18 protein-coding genes and 1 pseudogene are annotated in these 22,872 nt (G+C 37.5%); 12 read left to right on the top strand and 7 right to left on the bottom strand.

From position 1 onward, the window contains the following. Positions 1 to 187 precede the first annotated feature (187 nt). From LB467_RS05825 to LB467_RS05815, 3 genes are all read right to left on the bottom strand, one after another. Entirely contained in the window at positions 188 to 1,453 is a 1,266-nt protein-coding gene (locus LB467_RS05825; RefSeq protein ID WP_224473089.1) for an aminotransferase class I/II-fold pyridoxal phosphate-dependent enzyme, read from the bottom strand. A 144-nt stretch (positions 1,454 to 1,597) separates the two neighbouring features. Next, positions 1,598 to 2,638 carry a PLP-dependent cysteine synthase family protein gene (locus LB467_RS05820; RefSeq protein WP_224473088.1) on the bottom strand — a complete coding sequence of 347 codons (1,041 nt, stop codon included), beginning with the start codon at positions 2,636 to 2,638 and terminating at the stop codon, positions 1,598 to 1,600. A gap of 172 nt (positions 2,639 to 2,810) precedes the next feature. Next, the gene (locus LB467_RS05815; protein ID WP_224473087.1) at positions 2,811 to 4,937 is read right to left on the bottom strand and encodes a S9 family peptidase; all 2,127 of its coding nucleotides are present in this window, start codon (positions 4,935 to 4,937) and stop codon (positions 2,811 to 2,813) included. A 64-nt stretch (positions 4,938 to 5,001) separates the two neighbouring features. On the opposite strand from LB467_RS05815, the gene LB467_RS05810 reads away from it, so the two are divergent. Then, positions 5,002 to 5,325, top strand: a complete 324-nt coding sequence (locus tag LB467_RS05810) for a YbaB/EbfC family nucleoid-associated protein (protein ID WP_224473086.1) — start codon at positions 5,002 to 5,004, stop codon at positions 5,323 to 5,325. 82 nt (positions 5,326 to 5,407) lie between these two features. On the opposite strand, the gene LB467_RS05805 is transcribed toward LB467_RS05810, so the two are convergent. Then, positions 5,408 to 6,436: a threonine aldolase family protein gene (locus LB467_RS05805; RefSeq protein ID WP_224473085.1), complete on the bottom strand. Its 1,029-nt coding sequence runs from the start codon at positions 6,434 to 6,436 to the stop codon at positions 5,408 to 5,410. 98 nt (positions 6,437 to 6,534) lie between these two features. Beyond that, a complete protein-coding gene (locus tag LB467_RS05800; protein WP_224473084.1) occupies positions 6,535 to 8,961 on the bottom strand; it encodes a zinc-dependent metalloprotease in 2,427 nt (808 codons plus the stop codon). Between the two features lie 98 nt (positions 8,962 to 9,059). Between LB467_RS05800 and prfB the strand changes: the two genes are divergently transcribed. From prfB to LB467_RS05780, 4 genes are all read left to right on the top strand, one after another. Further along, positions 9,060 to 10,158 (top strand): peptide chain release factor 2 gene (gene prfB / locus LB467_RS05795; protein WP_224473083.1). Its coding sequence is split into 2 segments (ribosomal slippage): positions 9,060 to 9,122 and positions 9,124 to 10,158, totalling 1,098 coding nucleotides; the frame shifts between segments, so codons are not numbered across the junction. A 69-nt stretch (positions 10,159 to 10,227) separates the two neighbouring features. Continuing rightward, complete coding sequence (gene arsC, locus LB467_RS05790) at positions 10,228 to 10,572, top strand: arsenate reductase (glutaredoxin) (RefSeq protein ID WP_224473082.1); 345 nt, start codon at positions 10,228 to 10,230, stop codon at positions 10,570 to 10,572. A gap of 27 nt (positions 10,573 to 10,599) precedes the next feature. Beyond that, positions 10,600 to 10,971, top strand: a complete 372-nt coding sequence (locus tag LB467_RS05785) for a hypothetical protein (RefSeq protein WP_224473081.1) — start codon at positions 10,600 to 10,602, stop codon at positions 10,969 to 10,971. 118 nt (positions 10,972 to 11,089) lie between these two features. Then, positions 11,090 to 13,621: a TonB-dependent receptor domain-containing protein gene (locus tag LB467_RS05780; RefSeq protein ID WP_224473080.1), complete on the top strand. Its 2,532-nt coding sequence runs from the start codon at positions 11,090 to 11,092 to the stop codon at positions 13,619 to 13,621. Positions 13,622 to 13,717: 96 nt separating this feature from the next. On the opposite strand, the gene LB467_RS05775 is transcribed toward LB467_RS05780, so the two are convergent. Then, positions 13,718 to 13,921 (bottom strand): hypothetical protein, encoded by a 204-nt coding sequence (locus LB467_RS05775; RefSeq protein WP_224473180.1) that lies wholly within the window; start codon positions 13,919 to 13,921, stop codon positions 13,718 to 13,720. 154 nt (positions 13,922 to 14,075) lie between these two features. On the opposite strand from LB467_RS05775, the gene fumC reads away from it, so the two are divergent. Further along, positions 14,076 to 15,473 carry a class II fumarate hydratase gene (fumC, locus tag LB467_RS05770; protein ID WP_224473079.1) on the top strand — a complete coding sequence of 466 codons (1,398 nt, stop codon included), beginning with the start codon at positions 14,076 to 14,078 and terminating at the stop codon, positions 15,471 to 15,473. A 171-nt stretch (positions 15,474 to 15,644) separates the two neighbouring features. On the opposite strand, the gene ccsA is transcribed toward fumC, so the two are convergent. Next, entirely contained in the window at positions 15,645 to 18,833 is a 3,189-nt protein-coding gene (gene ccsA / locus LB467_RS05765) for a cytochrome c biogenesis protein CcsA (RefSeq protein ID WP_224473078.1), read from the bottom strand. A 123-nt stretch (positions 18,834 to 18,956) separates the two neighbouring features. Here ccsA and LB467_RS05760 point away from each other — a divergent pair, with 123 nt between their 5' ends. The 6 genes and pseudogenes from LB467_RS05760 to LB467_RS05735 all read left to right on the top strand — a co-directional run bounded on the left by LB467_RS05760 (position 18,957) and on the right by LB467_RS05735 (position 22,811). Next, entirely contained in the window at positions 18,957 to 19,718 is a 762-nt protein-coding gene (locus LB467_RS05760; RefSeq protein WP_224473077.1) for a Rossmann-like and DUF2520 domain-containing protein, read from the top strand. Next, positions 19,702 to 20,214 (top strand): KdsC family phosphatase, encoded by a 513-nt coding sequence (locus LB467_RS05755; RefSeq protein WP_224473076.1) that lies wholly within the window; start codon positions 19,702 to 19,704, stop codon positions 20,212 to 20,214. The genes LB467_RS05760 and LB467_RS05755 overlap by 17 nt, the downstream gene beginning before the upstream one ends. Then, positions 20,215 to 20,541 (top strand): DMT family transporter, encoded by a 327-nt coding sequence (locus tag LB467_RS05750; RefSeq protein WP_224473075.1) that lies wholly within the window; start codon positions 20,215 to 20,217, stop codon positions 20,539 to 20,541. 7 nt (positions 20,542 to 20,548) lie between these two features. Next, positions 20,549 to 21,463: a geranylgeranylglycerol-phosphate geranylgeranyltransferase gene (locus tag LB467_RS05745; RefSeq protein ID WP_224473074.1), complete on the top strand. Its 915-nt coding sequence runs from the start codon at positions 20,549 to 20,551 to the stop codon at positions 21,461 to 21,463. A gap of 69 nt (positions 21,464 to 21,532) precedes the next feature. Further along, the gene (locus LB467_RS05740; RefSeq protein ID WP_224473073.1) at positions 21,533 to 22,117 is read left to right on the top strand and encodes a Maf-like protein; all 585 of its coding nucleotides are present in this window, start codon (positions 21,533 to 21,535) and stop codon (positions 22,115 to 22,117) included. Positions 22,118 to 22,272: 155 nt separating this feature from the next. Beyond that, positions 22,273 to 22,811: pseudogene (locus LB467_RS05735) on the top strand (mechanosensitive ion channel domain-containing protein). Positions 22,812 to 22,872: the final 61 nt, after the last annotated feature.

Here is a 22,872-nt window from a genome sequence, read left to right as displayed (position 1 = left end):
ACCTAATATTCTAAAATCAAGAAATAGAAAAGCCGTTTAGAAGTTCTTCTTTCTAACCGACGTCATTCTGAACTTGTTTCAGAATCTAGTTTCAATTAAACTTAGAAGCTGAAATAAATTCAGTTTGACGCGTATTGAAGATCAACTTCTAAACGGCTTTTGTAATTTTTAATTCTATAAACAGATTCTACTCTTTACTCGCCATTGCAGCAGAAACTGAAGCAGATAATCTTTTATAAGTTCCGTTTTCTAAACGCTCTCTAATTGCTGAAAAAGCAACTAGGGTTTCTTCGATATCCTGAATGGTATGCGATGCAGTAGGAATCATTCTCAATAAAATAAGTCCTTTTGGAATTACCGGATAAACTACTATGGAACAGAAAACTCCGTGGTTTTCCCTAAGATCCTTCACCAAAGCCATAGCTTCCGGAATACTTCCTTTTAAGTAAACAGGGGTCACACAACTTTGAGTAGTCCCAATGTCAAATCCGTTTTCTTTAAGCCCATTTTGAAGCGCGTTAACATTCTCCCATAACTTTTCTTTAAGCTCTGGCATAGTTCTTAACATTTCCAAACGTTTTAATGCACCAACCACCAATTGCATCTGTAATGATTTTGCGAACATTTGTGAGCGTAAATTATATTTCAGGTAATCTATAATTTCTTTGTCGGCTGCAATAAATGCACCGGTACTTGCCAGAGATTTGGCGAAAGTGGCGAAATAAACATCAATTTCATCCTGGATACCCTGCTCCTCACCTGCTCCGGCTCCTGTTTTACCAAGCGTTCCAAATCCGTGGGCATCATCTACAAAAAGTCTGAAATTATATTTTTGCTTCAGTTCAACAATCTCTTTTAATCTTCCCTGTTCGCCACGCATTCCAAAAACACCTTCAGATATCAATAAAATTCCTCCTCCGGTTTGCTCTGCAATCTTAGTAGCGCGTTGCAGGTTTTTTTCTATACTTTCAAGATCATTGTGTTTATATGTAAAACGCTGACCTAAATGCAATCTCACTCCGTCAATTATACAGGCGTGTGCATCTGCATCATATACAATAACATCTGCTTTAGAAACCAAAGCATCAATGGTAGAAACCATTCCCTGGTAACCAAAATTAAGTAGGTAGGCCGATTGTTTATGAACAAAAGAAGCCAGTTCGTCCTGAAGTTTTTCATGAAGCTGGGTGTGCCCGCTCATCATCCTGGCACCCATTGGGTATGCCGAACCGTATTCTGCAGCGGCTTCAGCATCTACTTTTCTTACTTCTGGATGATTGGCAAGACCCAGGTAGTCGTTGATACTCCAGGTGATCACTTCCTTGCCTCTAAACTTCATTCGGTTGGAAATTGGCCCTTCAAGCTTCGGAAATACAAAATATCCTTCTGCTTGCTCTGCCCATTTTCCTAGTGGTCCTTTATCTTTATATATTTTATCAAATAAATCCCTCATCGATCATTTTTTAGTCGAGCGCAAAAATACTTAAAATTGGCTCAATTTAACAATGTTATTTTTTCTACAAATCCAAATAAAAGAAAAGCATCCTGCGGGGATGCTTTTGTAAATTTTATGTTTGAATAAATTTCAAAATACTTATTATTTTATAAATTCTATAGGCTGTGCCTCAATTTCATTTTTAGTATCAAAAAAGCCCTGTTCTTCCATCCAGGCATCACTAAAGACTTTTCCCATATACCGAGAGCCGTGGTCTGGAAAAATCACTACCACTTTACTATCTTCATCAAACTCCCCTTCTTCCGCAAGTTGTTTTAGACCCTGAGTAGCAGCACCACTGGTGTAACCTACAAACAAACCTTCGGTTTTTGAAAGTTCTCTTGCAGTGTGAGCACTATCTTCGTCACTAACTTTAATAAAACGGTCTATAATTTCAAAATCTGTGGCCGATGGAATAAGATTTTTTCCCAATCCTTCTATTCTATAGGGATAAATCTCCCCGGAATCAAATTCTTTAGTCTCATGATATTTCTTTAAAACAGAACCGTAAGCATCTATACCAATAACTTTTAAATCAGGATTTTGTTGCTTCAAATATCTTGCTGTTCCAGAAATTGTTCCACCGGTACCACTACAAGCGATTAGGTGAGTTATTTTTCCTTCGGTTTGCTTCCAGATTTCAGGACCTGTAGAGCTAAAATGAGCATCAATGTTCAACTCATTAAAATATTGATTAATATAAACCGAACCTTTAATCTCTGAATGCAGCCTTTTAGCTACCTGGTAATAAGATCTTGAATCATCTGCTGCAACGTGGGCCGGACAAACATATACCTTAGCCCCCATTGTTTTTAACATATCAATCTTATCGTTGGAAGCTTTAGAACTAACGGCAAGGATACACTCATAACCTTTTATAACACTCACCATTGCAATACTAAAACCGGTATTACCAGACGTAGTTTCAATAATAGTGCTTCCCGGTTTCAGAATTCCTTTCCTTTCAGCTTCTTCAATAATATAAAGTGCAATACGGTCTTTAGCGGAGTGTCCCGGATTAAAGGCTTCTACTTTAGCGAAGAATTCCCCTTTAAATTCCTGGGTTATTTTGTTAAGTTGTATCAAAGGCGTATTGCCTATAAGTTGCAATACGTTATCATATACTTGCAAATCTTCTTTCATAAATCGAAGTTCTTTACAAAATTTGAGTTAAAAGATTTTGCTCATCTATTGAGCCAAAAATATTTTGACATTGCCGAAATATTTCTATTAATAGCTCAAAAACCTGTCCCGGCCATTTTACTGTCAAAAAACGTAACAGCAAAACCATTCAAATTTAAGGCAAATTTTTTAATTAGTGGTCAATTCCCTCTAAATCCAATAAAAACGCATATTCTTCAGCGACTTCCTTTAAAGCTTCAAAACGTCCAGAAGCCCCACCGTGCCCTGCATCCATATTAGTATGGAATAATAATAAATTATTATCTGATTTTAGTTCCCTTAATTTGGCCACCCATTTTGCCGGTTCCCAGTATTGAACCTGAGAATCATGTAAACCGGTGGTTATCAAAATATTAGGATAATCTTGCTCCACAACATTATCATAGGGCGAATACTGCTTCATATATTCGTAATAATCCTTTTCATTCGGATTTCCCCATTCATCATATTCTCCCGTAGTTAACGGGATGCTATCATCTAACATTGTGGTCACCACATCTACAAAAGGAACTGCAGCAATAACGCCATTATAAAGTTGCGGAGCCATATTAACAACTGCTCCCATCAGCAATCCACCAGCCGAGCCACCCATCGCGTAAAGATGAGCTGCGGAAGTATATTTTTCTTCAATTAAATATTCTGAAACATTTATATAATCAGTAAAAGTATTCATTTTATTGAACAGCTTACCGTCTTCATACCAGTTACGACCCAGATATTCCCCGCCCCGAATGTGTGCTATGGCATAGATAAATCCGCGATCTAATAAACTCAGTCTTACAGTAGAAAAATAAGGGTCTATTGTTGAACCATAAGAACCGTAGGCATATTGTAAAAGCGGACTATTCCCGTCTAATATAGTTCCCTTCTTATAAACCAAACTTACCGGAATTTTAGTCCCGTCTTTTGCAGTGGCCCAAATTCTTTCTGACAGGTAGTTGCTTTTATTGAAATTTTTATCCAAAATCTCCTGTTCTTTTAAAACCGTCTTTTCCCGGGTTTCCATATTAAAATCTACCACCGAAGTTGGCGTGGTCATGGAATTATAGGTAAACCTTAGAATATCGGTATCAAAGGAAGGATTTATTGAAGTAAATGCGGTGTAGGTTTCATTATCAAAAGGGATGTAATATTCTTCTGCATCATCCCAACGCATCACTTTTATTTTATTCAATCCATTGTGGCGCTCGCTTACAACCAGGTACTTTTTAAAGATATCTACATCTTCCAGCAAATAATCTTCCCGGTGTGGAATCACGTCTACCCAGTTTTCCTTGGTTGTTTTATCAACCGGGGTTTTCATCAGTTTAAAGTTGGTCGCTTTATCTTTATTAGTCATTACATAAAAATCACTTTCATAATGTGCGATGCTGTACTCCAAACCCCGTTCTCTGGGTTGGAAAACCTTAAATTCACCCGAAGGATTATCGGCTTTTAAAATCCGATATTCTGTAGTTAAGGTACTGTGACTTCCAATAATGATATATTCCTTGGACTTCGATTTATAAACGTAGGTATTAAAAGTTTCATCTTCTTCTTCAAATACCAATTCATCTTCAGCAGAATCCGTCCCTAAAATGTGTTTGTAGATTCTATAAGAACGTAGTGTCTGATCGTCTTTTTTAGTGTAGAAAAGTGTTTTGTTATCTGCAGCCCAAGTAGAACCACCGGTAGCATTTTCAATTTTATCAGGATAGATTTCACCGGTTTTCAGGTCTTTTATCTGGATAGTATATTTTCTCCGGCTTAAAGTATCAACTCCGAAAGCCACCATTTTATTATCGGGGCTTACATTTAATCCGCCAAGGCTATAATATTCGAAACCTTTCGCCATGTCATTTACATCAAAAAGCAATTCTTCGGGAGCTTCAAGTTCCCGTTTTTTTCTGGAATAGACTGGATAATCCTTTCCTGTTTCAAACCGGGTTAAATACCAGTAACCATTAAGTTTATAGGGAACCGACTGGTCGTCTTCCTTAATTCGGCCTTTCATTTCCTCAAATAACCGCTGCTGAAAATCTTTGGTGTGAGCAGTCATTTTTTCGTTATACTCATTCTCCTGGTTTAAATAATCAATCACTTCCGGATTATCACGGTTGTTCATCCAATAGTAGTTATCAATTCTCACGTCTCCGTGAAATTCCAGGGTTTTGGATATTTTCTTCGCTTTTGGCGGTAAAATTTCTTTTTTCAAATCTGCATTGTTTTGAGCGCTTGCAAAGGTAATGCTTCCCAATAAAATACATAATAGTCTCTTCATATTAACAGGATTAATCCTGTAATTTAGTATTTTTGTATTTACTGAAATTTAAAAAAAAGAGACTATGTTTGGAGATATGATGGGTATGATGAATAAAATCAAAGAAACCCAGGAAAAGGTTGAAGAAACTAAAGAAAGACTAAAAACGGTAACTATAGAGGAAAAATCCAGCGATGAACTTTTAAAAGTTACTATTAGCGCTACACGTGAAATCAAAAATATTAGCGTTGCAGACGAATTGATGCAAGATAAAGAGCAGCTGGAAGATTACCTGGTTTTGACTCTGAATAAAGCGATAAGCAGAGCTTCAGAAATCCAGGAAACCGAACTTGCTGCAGTGGCAAAAGATGGAATGCCAGATATTCCTGGTTTAGACCAGTTCAAATAGGATTTTTATTGTTGAAGATTAGGACCTCACAGATTTTGAAAACCTGTGAGGTCTTTTTATTGCAACAATTAAGATATTTCTTCTATAATTTGGTTTCCCAAAGTACTTTTAAAAACTTCTGATGCATTTCTTCGGAATAATCCAAATGCGTGACAATCCTCAATTTTCCCTGTCCCATATTGCTTATTCTGATATTTTCCCGTTGAAGCTTTTTCATAAAAGCGACTTCATCTGAAGCATTTTTTAGGTAAAAAATAACGATATTAGTTTCTACAGGCTCCACTTCGCCTACATAGTTTGCAGCATTAAGAGTTTCGGCAATGTCTGAAGCTCTTTTATGATCTTCGGCTAAGCGCTCTACGTGGTTATCCAGGGCGTAAATTCCGGCAGCTGCCATAAAACCTACCTGACGCATGCCGCCGCCTAAAACTTTACGAATCCTAATGGCGTTTTTCATAATTTCTTTATCACCAATAAGTACCGATCCCATAGGAATTCCCAGTCCTTTAGAAAGGCAAACCGAAATAGTGTCAAACAATTTCCCGTAATCTTTCGGGTCTTCATTTTTAGCAACCAAAGCATTAAATAAACGTGCGCCATCTAAATGCAAACCAAGTTTATGAGTATTACAAACTTTCCTTACTTTCTTGATTTCTTTCAAATCGTAACAAGCGCCGCCACCTTTATTGGTGGTATTCTCCAAACAAACTAAACTCGTTAAAGGACTGTGATAAAAATCTGGCGGATTGATGTTTTCTTCCACCTGGGCAGCAGTAATCATCCCGCGATCACCGTCTACCAGTTTGCAGGAAACCCCGCTATTAAAAGAAGCACCACCACCTTCATAATTAAAAACGTGCGCCCATTTATCGCAAATAAGCTGTTCGGCCGGTTGAGTGTGCAACTTTATAGCTGCCTGGTTGGCCATACTTCCGGTAGGAAAAAATAAAGCTTCATCTTTCCCGAACATTTTTGCCAGTTTTTCTTCCAGGGCATTTACCGTAGGATCTTCCTTATAAACATCGTCGCCAACTTCAGCGCTCATTATTGCTTTCAACATTCCGCTCGTAGGGCGGGTTACCGTATCACTTCTTAAGTCTATTTCTTTCATAAATATCATTTATCATTTCCGCGAAGGCGGAAATCTTTTATTTGTTTTCTGGTCATTTCCGTCTCGAAAAAAACGGGATAAACTGCGGCGGAAATAATCTATTCAACCTCAATATTAAAATTCATCCCTTCACATTTAAAACTCCCAATTGGACTTCCATCAGGTATTTCAGGAACATTTAATTTGGTTTTATATTCCTCCGGATTTTCCCGGTAGTTTTCAATTTCCCGAAACATTTGCTGATGCAATGCCTCATCCTTTCCTCTTAGCCAATCCTTCAATTCATCAATTTGGGCATTGGCCACAGCTTTAACCTTAGCCGTAGCCGATTCGCTTTCGGCTAATTTAATCAACTGCAACAATACCTGGTAATTTACGGCTTGCTGGACTTCATTTAAATATTCGTCCCGATGCGATTTTTTTATTGTTTTCTTGATTAATTCCTCCAATACTTCCTCCGGTCCCATTTGTTTTTTATTCAATGCCTTTTGCTGAACCAACCTCGCCATTCGTTCCGGATGCAATAATAAGGAAAGTGATAAATTAGCAGAGGTTACCGGTGCCCCCAGTGCGTCAAATGCTACGCCGGTATTGCTTTTGAAAGATTCCCTGCTACGATTATAGCCAAAAGCGCGTGGTGGAAATAATTCGAGTTTTTCTTTCGGGATGGCGATCACTTCGGCATCTAAGGTGTTTAGAATTGAATTAAGCGCATTTTCCTGCATTTTTGAGTTTGCACTTTCCCATAGCTTATCCTTTCCTCCTTTTACCGCGTAATTATAATCAAGTCCGCCAATAATTTTTACTGCAGCTTCCACCTGGTAACGATGTAAAAAATACAAGGGAACGAAAACATCTTCCAAAACCGAATAAGGCTCGTTGGACCTTATATTATCTACCGAAAAATTTTCAATCCCTTTTTTCCTGATTTTTAAGATTTCTTCCAGTTCTTCAGTTGCATTTTTTTCGTTATCCCAAAGATGTGCGTTAATGTGAGCGCCTCCCTGCGCCCTGGCATCAGCATCTGAAATAAACTGATGCCCGGCCTCATGCGCTTCATCCAAAACAGAATTTAGAAATTCCCTTTCAGATGTGTTTTCAGGAATATCGGCATACGAATATTTTACGGTTACTTTATCCCAGTCACCAATACCGGTTTCGTAAGCATTTGCAATACTTATTTCGTTGTTTTCCATACTAAATTGTGGATGCGGGTAATCCATTACAGAGGCGTTTTCGTTTACGCTTGCCGAGAAATTATGAGCAAATCCAATGGTGTGGCCAACTTCGTGAGCAGAAAGTTGCCGAATCCTGGCAATGGCCAATTCCATCATCTTTGCGTGATTTTCATCACTTTCAGCAAAAGGTTTATTTAATAATGCCTGAGCAATCATAAAATCCTGACGTATTCGTAAGCTTCCTAAACTCACATGTCCTTTTATAATCTCACCGGTTCTGGGATCTACAACACTGGCGCCATAGCTCCAACCGCGGGTTGAACGGTGTACCCATTGGATCATATTATATCGTGTATCTAGTGGATCGGCATCTTCGGGTAGCATTTTCACCTGGAAAGCATCTTTATAACCAATTTCTTCATAAGCTTCATTCCACCAGCGTGCACCATCCAACAAAGCCGATTTTACCGGTTCAGGAGTTCCCGGATCCAGATAATAAATAATAGGTTCTTCAGCCTCACTAAGTTCAGCTTCTGGATTTTTCTTTTTTAAGCGATGGCGAATTGCGAATTTCTTTTCTATAGGCTCATAAACCGGTGTAGAATAATCTAAATAGGATATAGAAATTGCACCACTACGCGGATCAAAAATTCGTTTTTCATAATTATCGTCGGGTAATTCCACAAAAGAATGATGCTGTATTACACTAAGGTTTTTAGCATTGGGAGCTACACTTTGAACAGTTCTACCTTTGGGTTCCCCTTCAAAAGTAAGCAAAGCTTCAAATTCTACATTCTCGGGAAAGGCTTTGGTGCGTTCTAAAGCCAGCGCACTTTTAGATTTGTCGAGTTTGTAAGTTCCATAATCCCCTTTTTTAAGTCGGCCAGCAACATCGTGCGCATCTTCCATTAAAAAGGGCGTGAAATCTATAATGTAAATCGAATCTTTTTCCTCTTTAATTTCAAAACCATAAACCACCGATTTTGCAAAGGCTTGCTCTACACTTCGCCTCTCCAATTCATTTTCTGTTTCAGCCCTGTATTTTTGATTGGGTTGTACCAGCAATAATTTATTTCCTGCTTTCTGAAATTTAACCACGGCTTCATTTCCCAGCTGTCCACGGTCTAAACCAATATCGTTAGAACCAAGTCCGCTGGTTAAGGCGTGTACGTATAAAAATTCGGTGTCCAGTTTATCTACCTCCAGGTAAATTTCATCTTTATCTTCATTATAATGAAAATTAAAAAAGCCTTCATATTCCTGAAGATTTTCTTTTTCGGAAAGAAATTGGGCCGTTCCCGGAACTGAGAAACTGACTAACAGTAAAATAAGTAAAAATCGCTTCATTTTTGGTGTTTATAGGAATCCCTAAAACTATAAAAATATCGTTAAATACTTTCCCGGCGCAGTCTTAAATTCTATTTTTACCTTTAAATTTAAGCTATATGATAACAATTGAGCAGATCAAAGATCTCAGAGAGCGCCTTGGTGCGTTAAGGAGGTATCTTTGACATTGATGCCAAAAAAATAGAAATTTCAAATCAGGAAGAAAAGACCTTTGCTCCGGACTTTTGGGATGAACCCAAAAAAGCTGAGGAACTTATGCGTGAAATTAATTCTGAAAAACAATGGGTTGAAGAGTTTGAAAAGGCTCAAACCCAGGTAGAAGACTTAGAGGTTCTTTATGAATTTTATAAGGAAGACGATGCCAGCCAGGAAGATGTTTTAGAAAAAAACAGGCAGGCTTTAGATCTTATCGAAGATCTTGAGTTTAGAAACATGCTTTCTGAAGAAGGCGATAAATTAAGCGCGGTACTACAAATAACGGCAGGCGCTGGCGGAACCGAAAGTTGTGATTGGGCAGAGATGCTTATGCGTATGTACCTTATGTGGGCAGAAAAACGCAAGTTCAAAATAAAAGAACTCAACTACCAGGCCGGTGATGTTGCCGGTATTAAAACGGTTACTCTTGAGATTGAAGGAGAGTTTGCTTTTGGCTGGTTAAAAGGCGAAAATGGTGTCCACAGGTTGGTACGAATTTCCCCATTTGACAGTAATGCGAAAAGGCATACCTCATTTGCTTCAGTCTATGTTTATCCGTTAGCCGATGATTCTATAGAAATTGATATAAACCCTTCTGAAATTTCCTGGGAAACTATGCGTTCCTCTGGGGCTGGAGGACAAAATGTAAATAAGGTAGAAACCGCGGTTAGGTTGCGCCACGCCCCTACCGGGATTGTTGTAGAAAATTCTGAAACCCGGTCTCAGCTGGAAAACAAAACCAAGGCCATGCAGCTTTTAAAAAGTCAGTTGTATGAGATCGAACTTCAGAAGCAACAAGCACAACGCAGGGAAATTGAAGATTCTAAGATGAAGATTGAATGGGGCTCGCAAATTAGAAATTATGTAATGCATCCCTATAAGCTCGTAAAAGATGTAAGAACCGCAGAAGAAACCGGAAATGTAGACGCTGTAATGAACGGGGAAATTGATATTTTCCTAAAAGCTTTTTTAATGATGATGGGACAACGGCAGGAAGATTGATAAGTTTATGCCTATATATTTTAGATTTAGAAATTATTGTTTATTTTAAAGTAGCCAAAACAAAAAATAATGATTACTGTTTACCACAATGCCAGATGTAAAAAATCAAGGGAAGGATTAGACTTAGTTAAAAATTCTGGAAAAGAATATCAGGTTAGAGAATATTTAAAAGAGCCACTTTCTGAATCCGAATTAAAACAAATTCTTGATAAATTAAGTTTTTATCCCATGCAGTTAATTAGAACTAATGAAAAGATCTGGAAGGAAGAATACAAAAACAAAGATCTTAGCGATAAAGAGCTTATTACTGTTATGGCAAAAAATCCAAAATTGATTGAACGCCCCATCGTAGAAACTAAAAATTCTGCGGTAGTAGGTCGTCCGGGAACTAAAATTGAAGATTTATTAGATTAATGCTCTGGCAAACCAAACCAACAAAAAATGAAAACTCAACATAAAATAGCTATAATTGGTGCCGCCGGTTTTTTGGTGTCCGGATTTATATTTTCTCAATTTTATCTTCACAAGAAAAGTAGGAAAGAACTAATTGAGATTGCTCGTGAACTAGCTTATACCTGGAAGAAAGAATTAGAACTCGATTTTGAGCAAACCGGTAAGTTAGAAGATCTTATCATTGAATATACCCTTAAGAAAAATGAAATTCTTAGTGCCACGGCTTTAACTGAAGATGAAATTATTTTAAAACTAAAATCTATTCAGCAGGCAGAACATAAAAAACTTCAAAAAGTGATGACCGACAAACAGTTTGAAAAATATATTGAATTAAATAAAAGAATTAGTCGGAAGTCTTAGGTCCTATGGTTCAACAATAAAAAACTATTTTAACATTTAAAACCCGCATTTAACGCGAGTTTAACCGATTTCCTATTAAACCATTTTTGAAAGTTGCGGTCAAAGAATAAAATTTTCTATGACCACCAAAATCTTACCTACGCTCTGTGTAGCGTTATTTCTTTTTTTTAGCCTTACTGGCTTCTCCCAATCGGGGCCATATAAAATTAACGGAAAAGTAATGGATACCGAGATGGATGCTCCTCTTGAGTTTGCAACCGTATCAGTAGTTAATTCCAGCGACCCTGCAGATGTTACCGGAGTCGTAACAGGTTCCCGGGGGAACTTCTCTATAGAAGTGCCAGAAGGCACCTATAATATTATAGTTGAATTTATCTCTTACGAAACCAAAAGGTTTAATAATCGCAAGATTGATTCAGACCTTAATTTAGGAACCATTCAATTGGGGCTGGATTCAGATAGCCTTGACGAGGTTTTAGTTCAGGCTGAAACTACACAGGTTAGTGTTCAACTGGATAAAAAAATATATAATATTGGTAAAGACCTTACCACCGCCGGAGGTACAGTAAGTGATGCTCTTAATAACGTACCATCTGTTTCTGTAGATGTGGAAGGCGGAATTAGCCTTAGGGGAAACCAGAATGTTAGAATTCTTATTAACGGAAAACCATCGGCAATGGCAGGGTTCGGAGATACGAACGTATTAAGTAACCTTCCCGCTGAAGCGATTGAACGTGTAGAAGTTATTACTTCTCCATCTGCACGTTATGATGCAGAAGGTACCGCAGGTATCTTGAACATTATTTTAAGGCAAAAAGAAACTTTAGGCTTTAATGGTTCCCTTAATATGAATATTGGACATCCGGACAATGCAGGGATTTCAGCGAACTTAAATTACAGAACCGATAATTACAACCTATTTAGTAACATTGGATGGCGCTATTTTGATGCACCTCAAAATAGTTTTAGCGATACAGAATATTTAAGACGTTTTAATGACGATGGTGAGCTTGTTCCACCAGAATTCAATAGAATTCGGGAAGATCGGGAAGTAGAGCGACTAAACCGAAATTATAACGGGAATGTGGGTATGGAATATTTTCTTAATGAACAATCTTCCATTACCGCCAGCATTTTTTACCGATACGGGGAAGATGAAGATACATCTCTTAATGATAGTGATAGATTTAGAAGCGGCGATCTTGTTGAAACAACACTTAGACGTGAGCTACAAAGCGAACAAGACAATAGTTACCAAATCGCTTTAAATTATATTAACCGATTTAATGATGAAGGCCACGAAATTACGGCCGATTTTCAATATGAAAATGATGCAGAGGTTCAAAATACAATTATAACCGAAGATTATGTTTTATCAAACGAAGCTAACCCAACGCCTTTTCAAAGAGAAGAAGTTTATGCTGAAGAAAGTAAAAATGAATACTTAATCCAGGCTGATTATGTGTTACCTCTAGGTGAAGATGCAAGGTTTGAAGCAGGTTATCGCGGTAATTTTGAAAATGAGATTACAGATTATCGCTTACAACAAGAAAATCTTACCACAGGAAATCTTGTTACCAACGATACCCTTACCAACGTATTTGATTACTCTGAAAATGTAAATGCCCTTTATTCCCAATACGGCTCCAAATTCGGAAAGTTCTCTTTTCTTTTGGGACTTCGTCTTGAAAATACGCAACTTAAAGGTGATATAGATTCAAGACTAAGTGATGAAGAGTTGGTTGCAGCTTATGGATTCCCTATTCAAACTGAATTTGATAATAATTACCTGGGTCTTTTTCCCACGGTTAATTTAATTTACGAATTAGCAAGTGATGGTGGCCGTGAAGAAAATATAACCTTAGGATATAATAGAAGAATTAACCGTCCCCGGGGTTGGTATATTAATCCTTTTCCATCCCGTTCAAGTCGAACTAATGTATTCCAGGGAAACCCTAATTTACAGCCTGCCTTTGCCAGCGCATTTGATCTTGGTTATTTAAAACGTTGGGATAAACTTACCTTGACTTCTTCCGTATATTATCAGCACGAAACCGATTCTTTTGAACGAGTTGAAGAGAACACCGGGCAGGTAACTACAGATGGTATTGATATTATTAGAACCATTCCTATTAACCTTGCTACGAACAAAAGAACAGGTGCCGAGCTTGGAATTCTTTATAACCCGGCAGATTGGTTAAGATTAAACAGTAGTTTTAACTTCTTCCAGTTTGAAACAGAAGGAGAATTTAACGGAGTAGATTACGGAGCAAAAAACACCAGCTGGTTTGCGAGGTTCAGTTCTAAAGTAGAGCTTCCCGGAGCTGTAGACTGGCAAACCAACGCTTTTTATCGTGGACCGCAAGAAAATGCGCAAACCAAAAACAAAGGGATATTTTCATTGGATCTTGCCTTAAGTAAAGAAATCCTGAATGAGACTGTTACTCTTTCTTTAAATGTTAGGGATTTATTGAATTCCAGAAAGCGGAGATCATTAACTTCTACCGAATTCTTTAACCGTGAAAGTGAATTTCAATGGAGACAACGTCAAATCACCTTTTCTGTGATTTACAGATTTAATCAGCAGAAACGTGAACAAAGACGGAATGGTAGAAATGGAGATATGGATGATCCGGGATTTGAAGGATAAGTCTGAACTAAAAAACCGGCTATCTGGATAGCCGGTTTTTTAGTTTAAATTTTTAAAAATCGAGCATAAAAAAAGGGACGTTAATTGTCCCATTTTTTATGCTTTTTCTTCTTTAGCTTTTTTTCTTGCTTCTTTCTTTTCTTTAAGCAATTCAACAACCGAACCGCCTATCCAATAGGGCAAAATAGCCATTAGGAAAATCATAAGCCAGAATCCCATAGTTAAAATAACCAGGAAAGCCAGAAAACCGAGGTATTGATCGAATTCGAACATAATATCAAAATTTTTTGATCTGGTCAAATATACTAAGCTTTGCCGGCTTTTCACAATTAAATTATAAGAAAATCATAACTCCCTGATTAAAATCAGAAAAATTATAAGCTAAATTCTTCGTATTTATACTTTTAAAAAGCCGCTAACTTGTAAATTTGTCTCACAACTAATAATATACTTTATGGATTATAGAATAGAAAAAGATACAATTGGAGATGTAAAGGTACCGGCCGATAAACTCTGGGGTGCTCAAACCGAGCGTTCCAGAAATAATTTTAAAATTGGACCTGCCGGCAGCATGCCGCTGGAGATAGTTTACGGTTTTGCTTACCTTAAAAAAGCAGCGGCCTATACTAACTGTGAATTAGGGGTTTTGCACGTAGACAAAAGAGATTATATCGCTCAGGTTTGCGATGAAATATTGGAAGGTAAACACGACGATCAGTTTCCGTTGGTAATTTGGCAAACCGGAAGCGGCACCCAAAGCAATATGAACGTAAATGAAGTTATTGCTAACCGTGCGCACCAATTAGCAGGTAATACTTTGGGAGAAGGCGATAAAACACTTCAGCCTAACGACGATGTAAACAAATCGCAATCTTCTAACGATACCTTCCCTACCGGAATGCATATCGCGGCTTATCAAAAAATCATAAAAGTTACGCTTCCCGGGGTGAGACAACTTCGTGATACTTTAAAGAAAAAATCAGAAGAATTTAAGGAAGTTGTAAAAATTGGACGTACGCATTTTATGGATGCCACTCCCCTAACCCTGGGTCAGGAATTTAGTGGTTATGTTGCCCAATTAGACTACGGAATTAAGGCTCTTGAAAATACACTTCCACATTTATCTGAATTGGCGCTTGGTGGAACTGCCGTAGGTACCGGTTTAAATACCCCAAAAGGATATTCTAGAAGGGTTTCTGAATTTATCGCAAAGTTCACTGAATTACCATTTATTTCTGCAGGAAATAAATTTGAAGCGCTTGCTGCACACGATGCTTTTGTAGAAACTCACGGTGCCTTAAAACAATTAGCTGTTTCCCTGAATAAAATAGGGAATGACATTAGAATGCTTTCTTCTGGTCCAAGAAGTGGAATTGGAGAAATCAATATTCCGGCAAACGAGCCGGGATCCTCTATTATGCCCGGAAAAGTGAATCCTACGCAATGTGAAGCTTTAACTATGGTTTGCGCTCAGGTGATGGGTAACGATGTTGCTATTGGTGTTGGCGGAATGCAGGGCCAGTTTGAATTAAATGTATTTAAACCGGTTATGGCGGCTAACTTATTGCAAAGCGCAGAACTAATTGGAGACGCCTGTGTATCTTTTGATGTAAACTGTGCCCGCGGAATTGAACCCAACACCCCAAGGATCCAGGAGCATTTAAATAATTCTTTGATGCTAGTTACCGCTTTAAACACTAAAATAGGTTATTATAAAGCTGCTGAAATAGCGAATAAAGCACACGAAGACGGAACAACACTTAAAGAAGCAGCCGTTGAATTAGGTCACCTTACCGAAGAACAATTTGATGAGTGGGTACAACCTAAAGATATGGTTGGGAATATTAAATAGTTTTAGTATTTCTAAGAATTAAAAAGGGCTGTTTGATTGTCTTGTTTCGTCAAGCTGAACTTGGTTCAGCTTCTAATATGTTTCGATTAACAACAATTTAGATCCTGAAATAAATTCAGGATGACGTTCTTTAAAACTTTCAAACAGCCCTTTTTCTTTTATATCAAAAACTTATTTCTCTATTTTCTTCTTGCTTTTCTTCGCATAAAACTTCTGGAATCTCCAGTAAGAGACTGCTCCAAGCACTGCTACCGCTGCTATCGAATAATAGATAAAGGTTGGTGTAATCACCTTGCCACCACTTGCATAAGAGTGTAAACCTGCTAAATAGAAGTTCACCCCAAAATAGGTCATTAAAATACTAGCAAAAGATATAACGGCCATAAGATTAAAGAACCATCTACTTCTTAGCCCGGGAACCAAACGCATATGGATTACAAAAGCGTAGACCATTATACTAATTAAAGCCCAGGTTTCTTTAGGGTCCCAGCCCCAGTAACGCCCCCAACTTTCATTGGCCCATTGTCCTCCAAGGAAGTTTCCAATAGTTAGCATTACCAAACCTACTGTTAAAGCCATTTCAGTAATAATGGTAATCTCTTTTATATTGAGATCCATTTTCTTTTTATTTTTTTCCGTAGTAAAAATCATTAAGAACAATGCTACGGCACCCAGGATCATTCCCAGGGTAAATGGACCATAACTTCCTACAATTACCGAAACGTGAATCATTAACCAGTAAGAATCCAATACTGGCTGTAAGTTTGCAATCGCAGGATCCATCCAGTTCCAGTGAGCGATCATTAAGATCATTGAGGTTACAAAGGCTGTAGATGCAATGGTTAAGGTACTTTTTCTTCCAAAGGCTAAACCAAAGAACATCGTGGCCCAGGCTACGTAGATCATAGACTCATAGGCATCACTCCAGGGCGCATGGCCTGAAATATACCACCTTGCAATTAATCCTAATGTATGCAATATAAAGAGAAATATTATAACCCCGGAACTGATTTTAACCAGCCATTTGGTGACATTATTCTCTTTAAAGATTCTGGCAATAACAATAGCTAGCATAAAGAGGCCGGCAACCATATACATCCAGAAAAGGTTCCTGAAAATATCGTATTTGTTATAAGCGATCTCTGCATTGATTTTATCTTCTGAAGGCAATACCTCTGACCCGAATTTCTTCTGAAATCCTTTTATACTTTCCAAAAACTGATTTGCTTTAGAATAATCCCCGGTTTCAACCGCATCAGAAAGGGAGGTCATATAAAGCGGAAGGATTTGTTTGGTATACACCGAATCCATTCCTTTAAATACCACTCCTTCATCCTCTAATTCAGGATAGGAAACCCATTTATTATTTTCGTGCTCCGGAATTGGGAAAATCCTTAAAATCTTACCCTGAAGCGCCCGGTAAAGTAAATTTACTTTCTTATCGGTTTCAATAAAATCTTTCTGAAATTTATTGGGAACCGCTGCCTGGTAGGCCTCTTCCAAAAGTGGGGATAGTTTATAATTCCCCATATCATCAAAGAAACTGCTTAGGGTTAGATATTTTTCACCCTGCGCTACGCCAAGAATGTTATGTAAACTATCGTTCTTTTTTTCAACATAAATAATTGGTACGTTGTACCAAATCATTGGGTTTTGGGTTAGCGAGACCAAAACCTGGTCTGAACTTAAACCTTCGTAAGAATCAGATTTGCTTAATTTCCGAAGTAATTCTGAAGAATAGGTATTGGCAGGCTTCATTCTTCCGCCAACATCCTGAATTACCAACCGGCCAAATTTAGCCGCATGTTCTTCGCTTATCGCATTGCTTTTAATTATTGAATCTACTTCCCTCTTAGCCGATTCCGCGTGTTCGTGCTCGTCTCCGGGGATTTGCGCAAACATAGACCCGGTAGCCATAAAGAAAATAAGTACCGTACTTAATTTTTTCTTTTTATTCTTTACTTTCTCCAGCATTTCCTTGAGGTTTCCGAAACGGGATCCTTTATCAAATAAAATAAGCATCAGGCCTAAATAGAGTAGAAAATATCCAATATAAGTAACCCAGGTTCCCCAGAAATCGTGGTTAACAGATAAGACTGTTCCGCTTTCATCTGGCATAAAACTGGCCTGGAAAAACCTAAATCCTTTGTGGTCCAAAACGTGGTTCATATAAATTTCATAAGGCACATTTTCTTTCCCTTCTTCTACAATTTCTACTTTACTCTTAAAAGCGGAGTAGCTATTTTCAGTTCCGGGATATTTATCGGCGATAAAATCGTTGAGTTTTAAAGCAAAAGGTAATTCAACCTCTTTACTACCGTAATTCAGATAAAATTCGAGGCCTGCAAGCTCTACTTTTTGAGGTTCACTGGGGATTCCCTGACCTCCCATTAAGGTTATTGTTTCAGATTCGCCTTCAGAAGAAATTCTTAAGCTTAAGGCATCACTTTGTCCATCGGTTTTTTCTGGGGTTTTTACGATATCGTATTTTCCTTTTACCACCGGCTCCGGAATTACAAATTGCATATTTCCGATATTATATAAAGAACGCAGCATTAGGTTTTGGGTAGAATCTTTTACCAAATCCCCTTTTTCCTGGTCTGCCATTCGCATATAATCCCCTTCAAAAGGAGAATTTATAGTGTATTTTCCGCTCTCTTCGTCATAATTAATATTGATGGCACCCTCGGTAGGTTCATTTAAGGCAAATAAAACATTATGTATATTTTGAACTTCCCCCTGTTTTATATAATGGTCGTGACGATTTCCACCCCCGGCTTCAACGAGTTTAAGGTGATTTATGCCGTCTTCGGCAGGTACCAACTCTTCTTTAGCGCCATAGATAAAATTTGTAGCTTCAATGGTTACGGGCTGGCCATTATAATCGGTATTCAGTACATAATCGTTCTCGGTTTCAGGAGCGAAAAGTACCGGCTCCTCCAGAACCCTTCGTCGGGGTTCACCTTCAATCTCCCCATCTATAAATGTAGTGAGATAGGTTTTTTCTGAAAGCATAATATTCGTGGTTTCGCCTTCCTTAATAGGCATCACCCCTTCGTAACTTATATAACGGGTTATAAAAGCCCCTACTAAAATTAATAAAAATGACAAATGGATTAATAGTGAAGACCACTTTTCTCGTTGATGAAGCTTATAACGCTTAATATTTCCAGCGAAATTAATCACAAAAAACACCATAATGGCTTCAAACCACCAGGCGTTATAAATTAACACCCTCGCGGTTTCAATACTATACCAACTTTCAATAAATGTTCCGAACGCCATGGCCACTGAAAAGACCACAAATAAGACTGCCATTATACGTGTAGAAAATATGACAGAGGCTATTTTATTCTGCATGAAGTAACTCTTTTTACGGCTGCAAATTTAGGGATTTTTAACGGTTTGCAGTGGTAAAAACAAAGACATTCTCCTACACGAATGTTAATTTTATTGCCTGATTATTTTTAATAATTTAGCCGAATGACAGAAGTGGTAATTTTAGGTGCCGGGAATGTGGCTTTCCATTTATTCAGGGCGTTTTCACAAGCGGAAAACACCAGGGTAATTCAGGTTTACAACCATAGAAAAGAAAGCATGAAAGATTTTTCAAGTTTTACGGATACTACAATCAACATCAACCACTTAAAACCTGCCGATTTCTACGTTCTCGCTTTAAAAGACGATGTAATCCCTGAAATTAGCAAAAAACTTAAAGGCAAAAATGGTATTGTTTTGCATACCGCAGGTGCGGTTGGTTTAAATGCGCTGAATAGTTTAAATAATTTCGGAGTGCTTTATCCGCTACAGACATTTTCTAAGAATAAAACGGTAGATTTTACTGAAATTCCTGTTTGCGTTGAAGCAAATTCAGCTAAAAATTTAGAAAAAATTAAAAAACTGGCTTCAGAAATCACCAGAGACGTACGCGAGATTAATTCAGATCAACGCAAAGCTTTGCACCTGGCGGCGGTTTTTGTGAATAATTTTAGCAATCATCTTTATAATATTGGAGCTGAAATTTGTGAAAATCACCGGGTAGACTTCAGTATTTTAAAACCGCTTATAAAGGAAACAGCATCAAAAATTGAAAGTTTACCGCCAAAAGAAGCTCAAACCGGTCCCGCTTTAAGAAACGACCAAAAAACAATTGAAACCCATTTAGCGCTTTTATCTAAAAAACATATGGATATTTACAGCCTATTAACCCAATCTATTCAGGATTTCCATGGAAAAAAATTATAAAGAATACCTAAACCAAATCAACACTTTTGTATTTGATGTAGACGGCGTTTTAACCGATGGCAGTATACAAATTAGCACCGAAGGCGCTCTCTTGCGTACCATGAACATCAAGGATGGCTATGCGCTTAAAGCGGCTAAAAATGCCGGTTATACGGTTTGTATTATTTCTGGAGGAAAAAATGAAGGCGTACGCAAAAGGCTAAGAGACCTTGGAATTAACGATATTTATCTTGGCATTCACGACAAAGTGGAGCAAATGGATGAATTCTTCGATATCTATGAAATCAATGCCGAGGACGTTTTATATATGGGAGACGATATCCCCGATTATTACCCTATGAAACTCGTTGGTTTGCCCTGCTGTCCGCAAGATGCCGTAGCCGAAGTTAAAGAGATTTCAAAATATATTTCACATAAAAAAGGTGGTAAAGGCTGTGTACGCGACGTGATTGAGCAAGTGATGAAAGTACAGGGAAAATGGATTGATAAAGACTAAATGAACTGGATTATACTTATTCTCGCCGGACTTTTTGAGGTTGGATTCGCCTTTTGTTTGGGAAAAATGAAAATGACAACCGGCAATACTTCCACGTTTTGGTTTATAGGGTTTTTAGTTTCCCTGAGCATAAGTATGCTTTTACTTTACAAAGCAACCCAAAGCCTACCAATAGGTACCGCCTACGCGGTTTGGACAGGTATTGGAGCTATCGGAACAGTTTTACTGGGAATTTTTATATTTAGAGAACCCGCAACTTTCTGGCGCATCTTTTTCCTAAGCACCTTAATAATTTCAATAATTTGTTTAAAATTTGTTTCTGAATAGGTATTTTATGAAATCATTTTTAAACCTTATTCGATGGAAAAATTTGCTATTCATAGCCATCACCCAGCTCCTTATAAAATTTGTCTTTTTTGAAAATATGGGTGCAGATACAGTGTTGAATAACATTGAATATGGACTTCTGATTTTCGTTAACATAGCCCTGGCAGCCGCAGGTTATATAATCAATGACCTTAACGATGTAAAAGCCGATAACATAAATAAGCCCCATAAAAGCTATATAGATCAGGGGATTTCAGAAAAATTAGCTTTTATTTGGTTTTTGATTTTCAATATAAGTGCAGTCGTAATTGGATTCTATCTCGCTAATATCATCGGGTATCCGACTTTTTCAGCCCTTTTCATTATGTGCTCTGCCCTTCTTTATATTTATTCTACTTACTTAAAGTTCGTTCCGCTGGCGGGAAATATCTCGGTGAGTTTAATGGTAGGCGGCGTGGCAATTTTGCCGGGAATTTTTGATCTACTTCCCGGCATCACACCTCTAAACCAGGAAAAGCAAGCTTTTTTATTTTTCACCTTACTGGATTACGCCATTTTTGCGTTTTTAATCAATTTACTTAGAGAAATGGTAAAAGATCAGGAAGATATTAATGGTGATTATAATGTAGGCATAAGCACCTTACCCATTTTATTAGGTCATAGCCGAACTAATAAAATTATTTTCGTAATTGGCATTTTACCTGTAGCCGCGCTGGTTTATTATATATACAACTATATTTTTGACGATACTTTTTTAGTACTTTACACACTTATTTTAATTTTGGGACCACTGCTTTATTTTGAAATTCGCATCCTGGAAGCCAAAAAGAAAAAAGAATATACACACTTGAGCTTAATCCTGAAAATTATTTTATTTTTCGGACTTATCTCTATCGGATTTCATCAGTTTCTTCTCACTTAAATTGAAAGAATAAGCTCCGATATATTTATATTTTCAACTAATAGCTCAACAAAGTTTAAGATCATAGTTATGCTGAAAGACCTTTTAAAAAACAAAGAAATCATTCTTGCTTCCGGCTCACCAAGGCGCCACCAATTCTTTAAAGACCTGGATATCCCTTTTAAAACAGATGTAAGGCCAGTTAAGGAGGTCTGTCCCGATTATCTAAAAAAAGAAGAAATAACCGATTTTTTAGCCCAATTAAAGGCTGAAGCTTTTCAAAAAGAATTAAAAGAAGAGCAGATCTTAATTACAAGCGATACCATTGTGTATAATGAGGGAAAAGCAATGGGCAAACCTGAAACAGCCGTTGAAGCAAAAGAAATGCTGAAATCACTTTCGGGCAAAACCCATAGCGTTTACACATCGGTTTGTTTTACAACTCACAAAAACCAGTCAACGGTAAATTGTGAAACGAAAGTAAGTTTCAAAGAACTTACTACCGGAGAGATCGATTATTACGTAGATAACTTCAAACCATTTGATAAAGCCGGAGGTTATGCCATTCAGGAATGGATTGGTCTTATCGGGATCACTAATCTTGAAGGAAGTTATTTTAATGTGGTTGGTCTTCCCACTCATTTGGTCTATCAGGAATTAAATAACCTTGCTTAAATTTAGATCATAATATGTTGATTAAAAGCATTTTAAATAAAAAATATAAAGCTTTACATTAATATTTTTTTTCAAGACAGTCTATTAAATAATCATAAATTTTGTATTTGTAGATAGCTTTTTAAAAGTACCTTTACACAAAATACAGAACAGCTATGTATGAAGTTTTTGCTCAATATCGAACTGAAATCACTTACACAATAGTAACTGTTTTCGTTTTATTGATTGTTCAGTTTTTATTAAAGAAAGCAGCACACAGAGTTGGGAAGCGCAGTGAAATTAACTTCACCAGAACCAGGCTGATGTTTCAATACATCAATCTTCTTATTCTTTTTATTGCTGTTTCCTTTTAGCTATTGCGTGGGGAATAGGAGTAACCGAACTTTCCCTTATATTTTCCTCGGTTTTTGCGGTTATAGGGGTTGCCCTTTTCGCGGTATGGTCTATTCTTAGCAATATTACTTCCGGAGTAATTCTATTTTTCTCATTTCCATATAAAATTGGAGACAAAATAAAGATCCACGATAAGGAGATGCCTATTGAAGCTATTATTGAAGATATAAAGGCTTTTCATTTACACCTCAGGACTTTAGATGGAGAATTAGTTACGTACCCAAACAATCTTATTCTGCAGAAAGCGGTTTCCCTTGTCGCAAAAGATGTCTATCTTGACGAAGATAAAAGCAGCCTTTAATTGTGATTACGTCGGGCAAGCCCGTGAGACATTAATAGCATAACAGTTCTATCGAGACAGG

The organism is Salegentibacter tibetensis, assembly GCF_020164485.1.
GTDB lineage: Bacteria > Bacteroidota > Bacteroidia > Flavobacteriales > Flavobacteriaceae > Salegentibacter > Salegentibacter tibetensis.
The sequence above is the reverse complement of the archived record's forward strand: the minus strand, read 5'-3'. Positions and strand labels throughout refer to the sequence as shown.

Excerpts from the sequence above, each read along its gene's own strand:
- LB467_RS05825 (WP_224473089.1), bottom strand. The coding sequence starts at position 1,453 with ATGAGGGATTTATTTGATAAAATATATAAAGATAAAGGACCACTAGGA.
- LB467_RS05820 (WP_224473088.1), bottom strand. The coding sequence starts at position 2,638 with ATGAAAGAAGATTTGCAAGTATATGATAACGTATTGCAACTTATAGGC.
- LB467_RS05815 (WP_224473087.1), bottom strand. The coding sequence starts at position 4,937 with ATGAAGAGACTATTATGTATTTTATTGGGAAGCATTACCTTTGCAAGC.
- LB467_RS05810 (WP_224473086.1), top strand. The coding sequence starts at position 5,002 with ATGTTTGGAGATATGATGGGTATGATGAATAAAATCAAAGAAACCCAG.
- LB467_RS05805 (WP_224473085.1), bottom strand. The coding sequence starts at position 6,436 with ATGAAAGAAATAGACTTAAGAAGTGATACGGTAACCCGCCCTACGAGC.
- LB467_RS05800 (WP_224473084.1), bottom strand. The coding sequence starts at position 8,961 with ATGAAGCGATTTTTACTTATTTTACTGTTAGTCAGTTTCTCAGTTCCG.
- arsC (WP_224473082.1), top strand. The coding sequence starts at position 10,228 with ATGATTACTGTTTACCACAATGCCAGATGTAAAAAATCAAGGGAAGGA.
- LB467_RS05785 (WP_224473081.1), top strand. The coding sequence starts at position 10,600 with ATGAAAACTCAACATAAAATAGCTATAATTGGTGCCGCCGGTTTTTTG.
- LB467_RS05780 (WP_224473080.1), top strand. The coding sequence starts at position 11,090 with ATGACCACCAAAATCTTACCTACGCTCTGTGTAGCGTTATTTCTTTTT.
- fumC (WP_224473079.1), top strand. The coding sequence starts at position 14,076 with ATGGATTATAGAATAGAAAAAGATACAATTGGAGATGTAAAGGTACCG.
- ccsA (WP_224473078.1), bottom strand. The coding sequence starts at position 18,833 with ATGCAGAATAAAATAGCCTCTGTCATATTTTCTACACGTATAATGGCA.
- LB467_RS05760 (WP_224473077.1), top strand. The coding sequence starts at position 18,957 with ATGACAGAAGTGGTAATTTTAGGTGCCGGGAATGTGGCTTTCCATTTA.
- LB467_RS05755 (WP_224473076.1), top strand. The coding sequence starts at position 19,702 with ATGGAAAAAAATTATAAAGAATACCTAAACCAAATCAACACTTTTGTA.
- LB467_RS05750 (WP_224473075.1), top strand. The coding sequence starts at position 20,215 with ATGAACTGGATTATACTTATTCTCGCCGGACTTTTTGAGGTTGGATTC.
- LB467_RS05745 (WP_224473074.1), top strand. The coding sequence starts at position 20,549 with ATGAAATCATTTTTAAACCTTATTCGATGGAAAAATTTGCTATTCATA.
- LB467_RS05740 (WP_224473073.1), top strand. The coding sequence starts at position 21,533 with ATGCTGAAAGACCTTTTAAAAAACAAAGAAATCATTCTTGCTTCCGGC.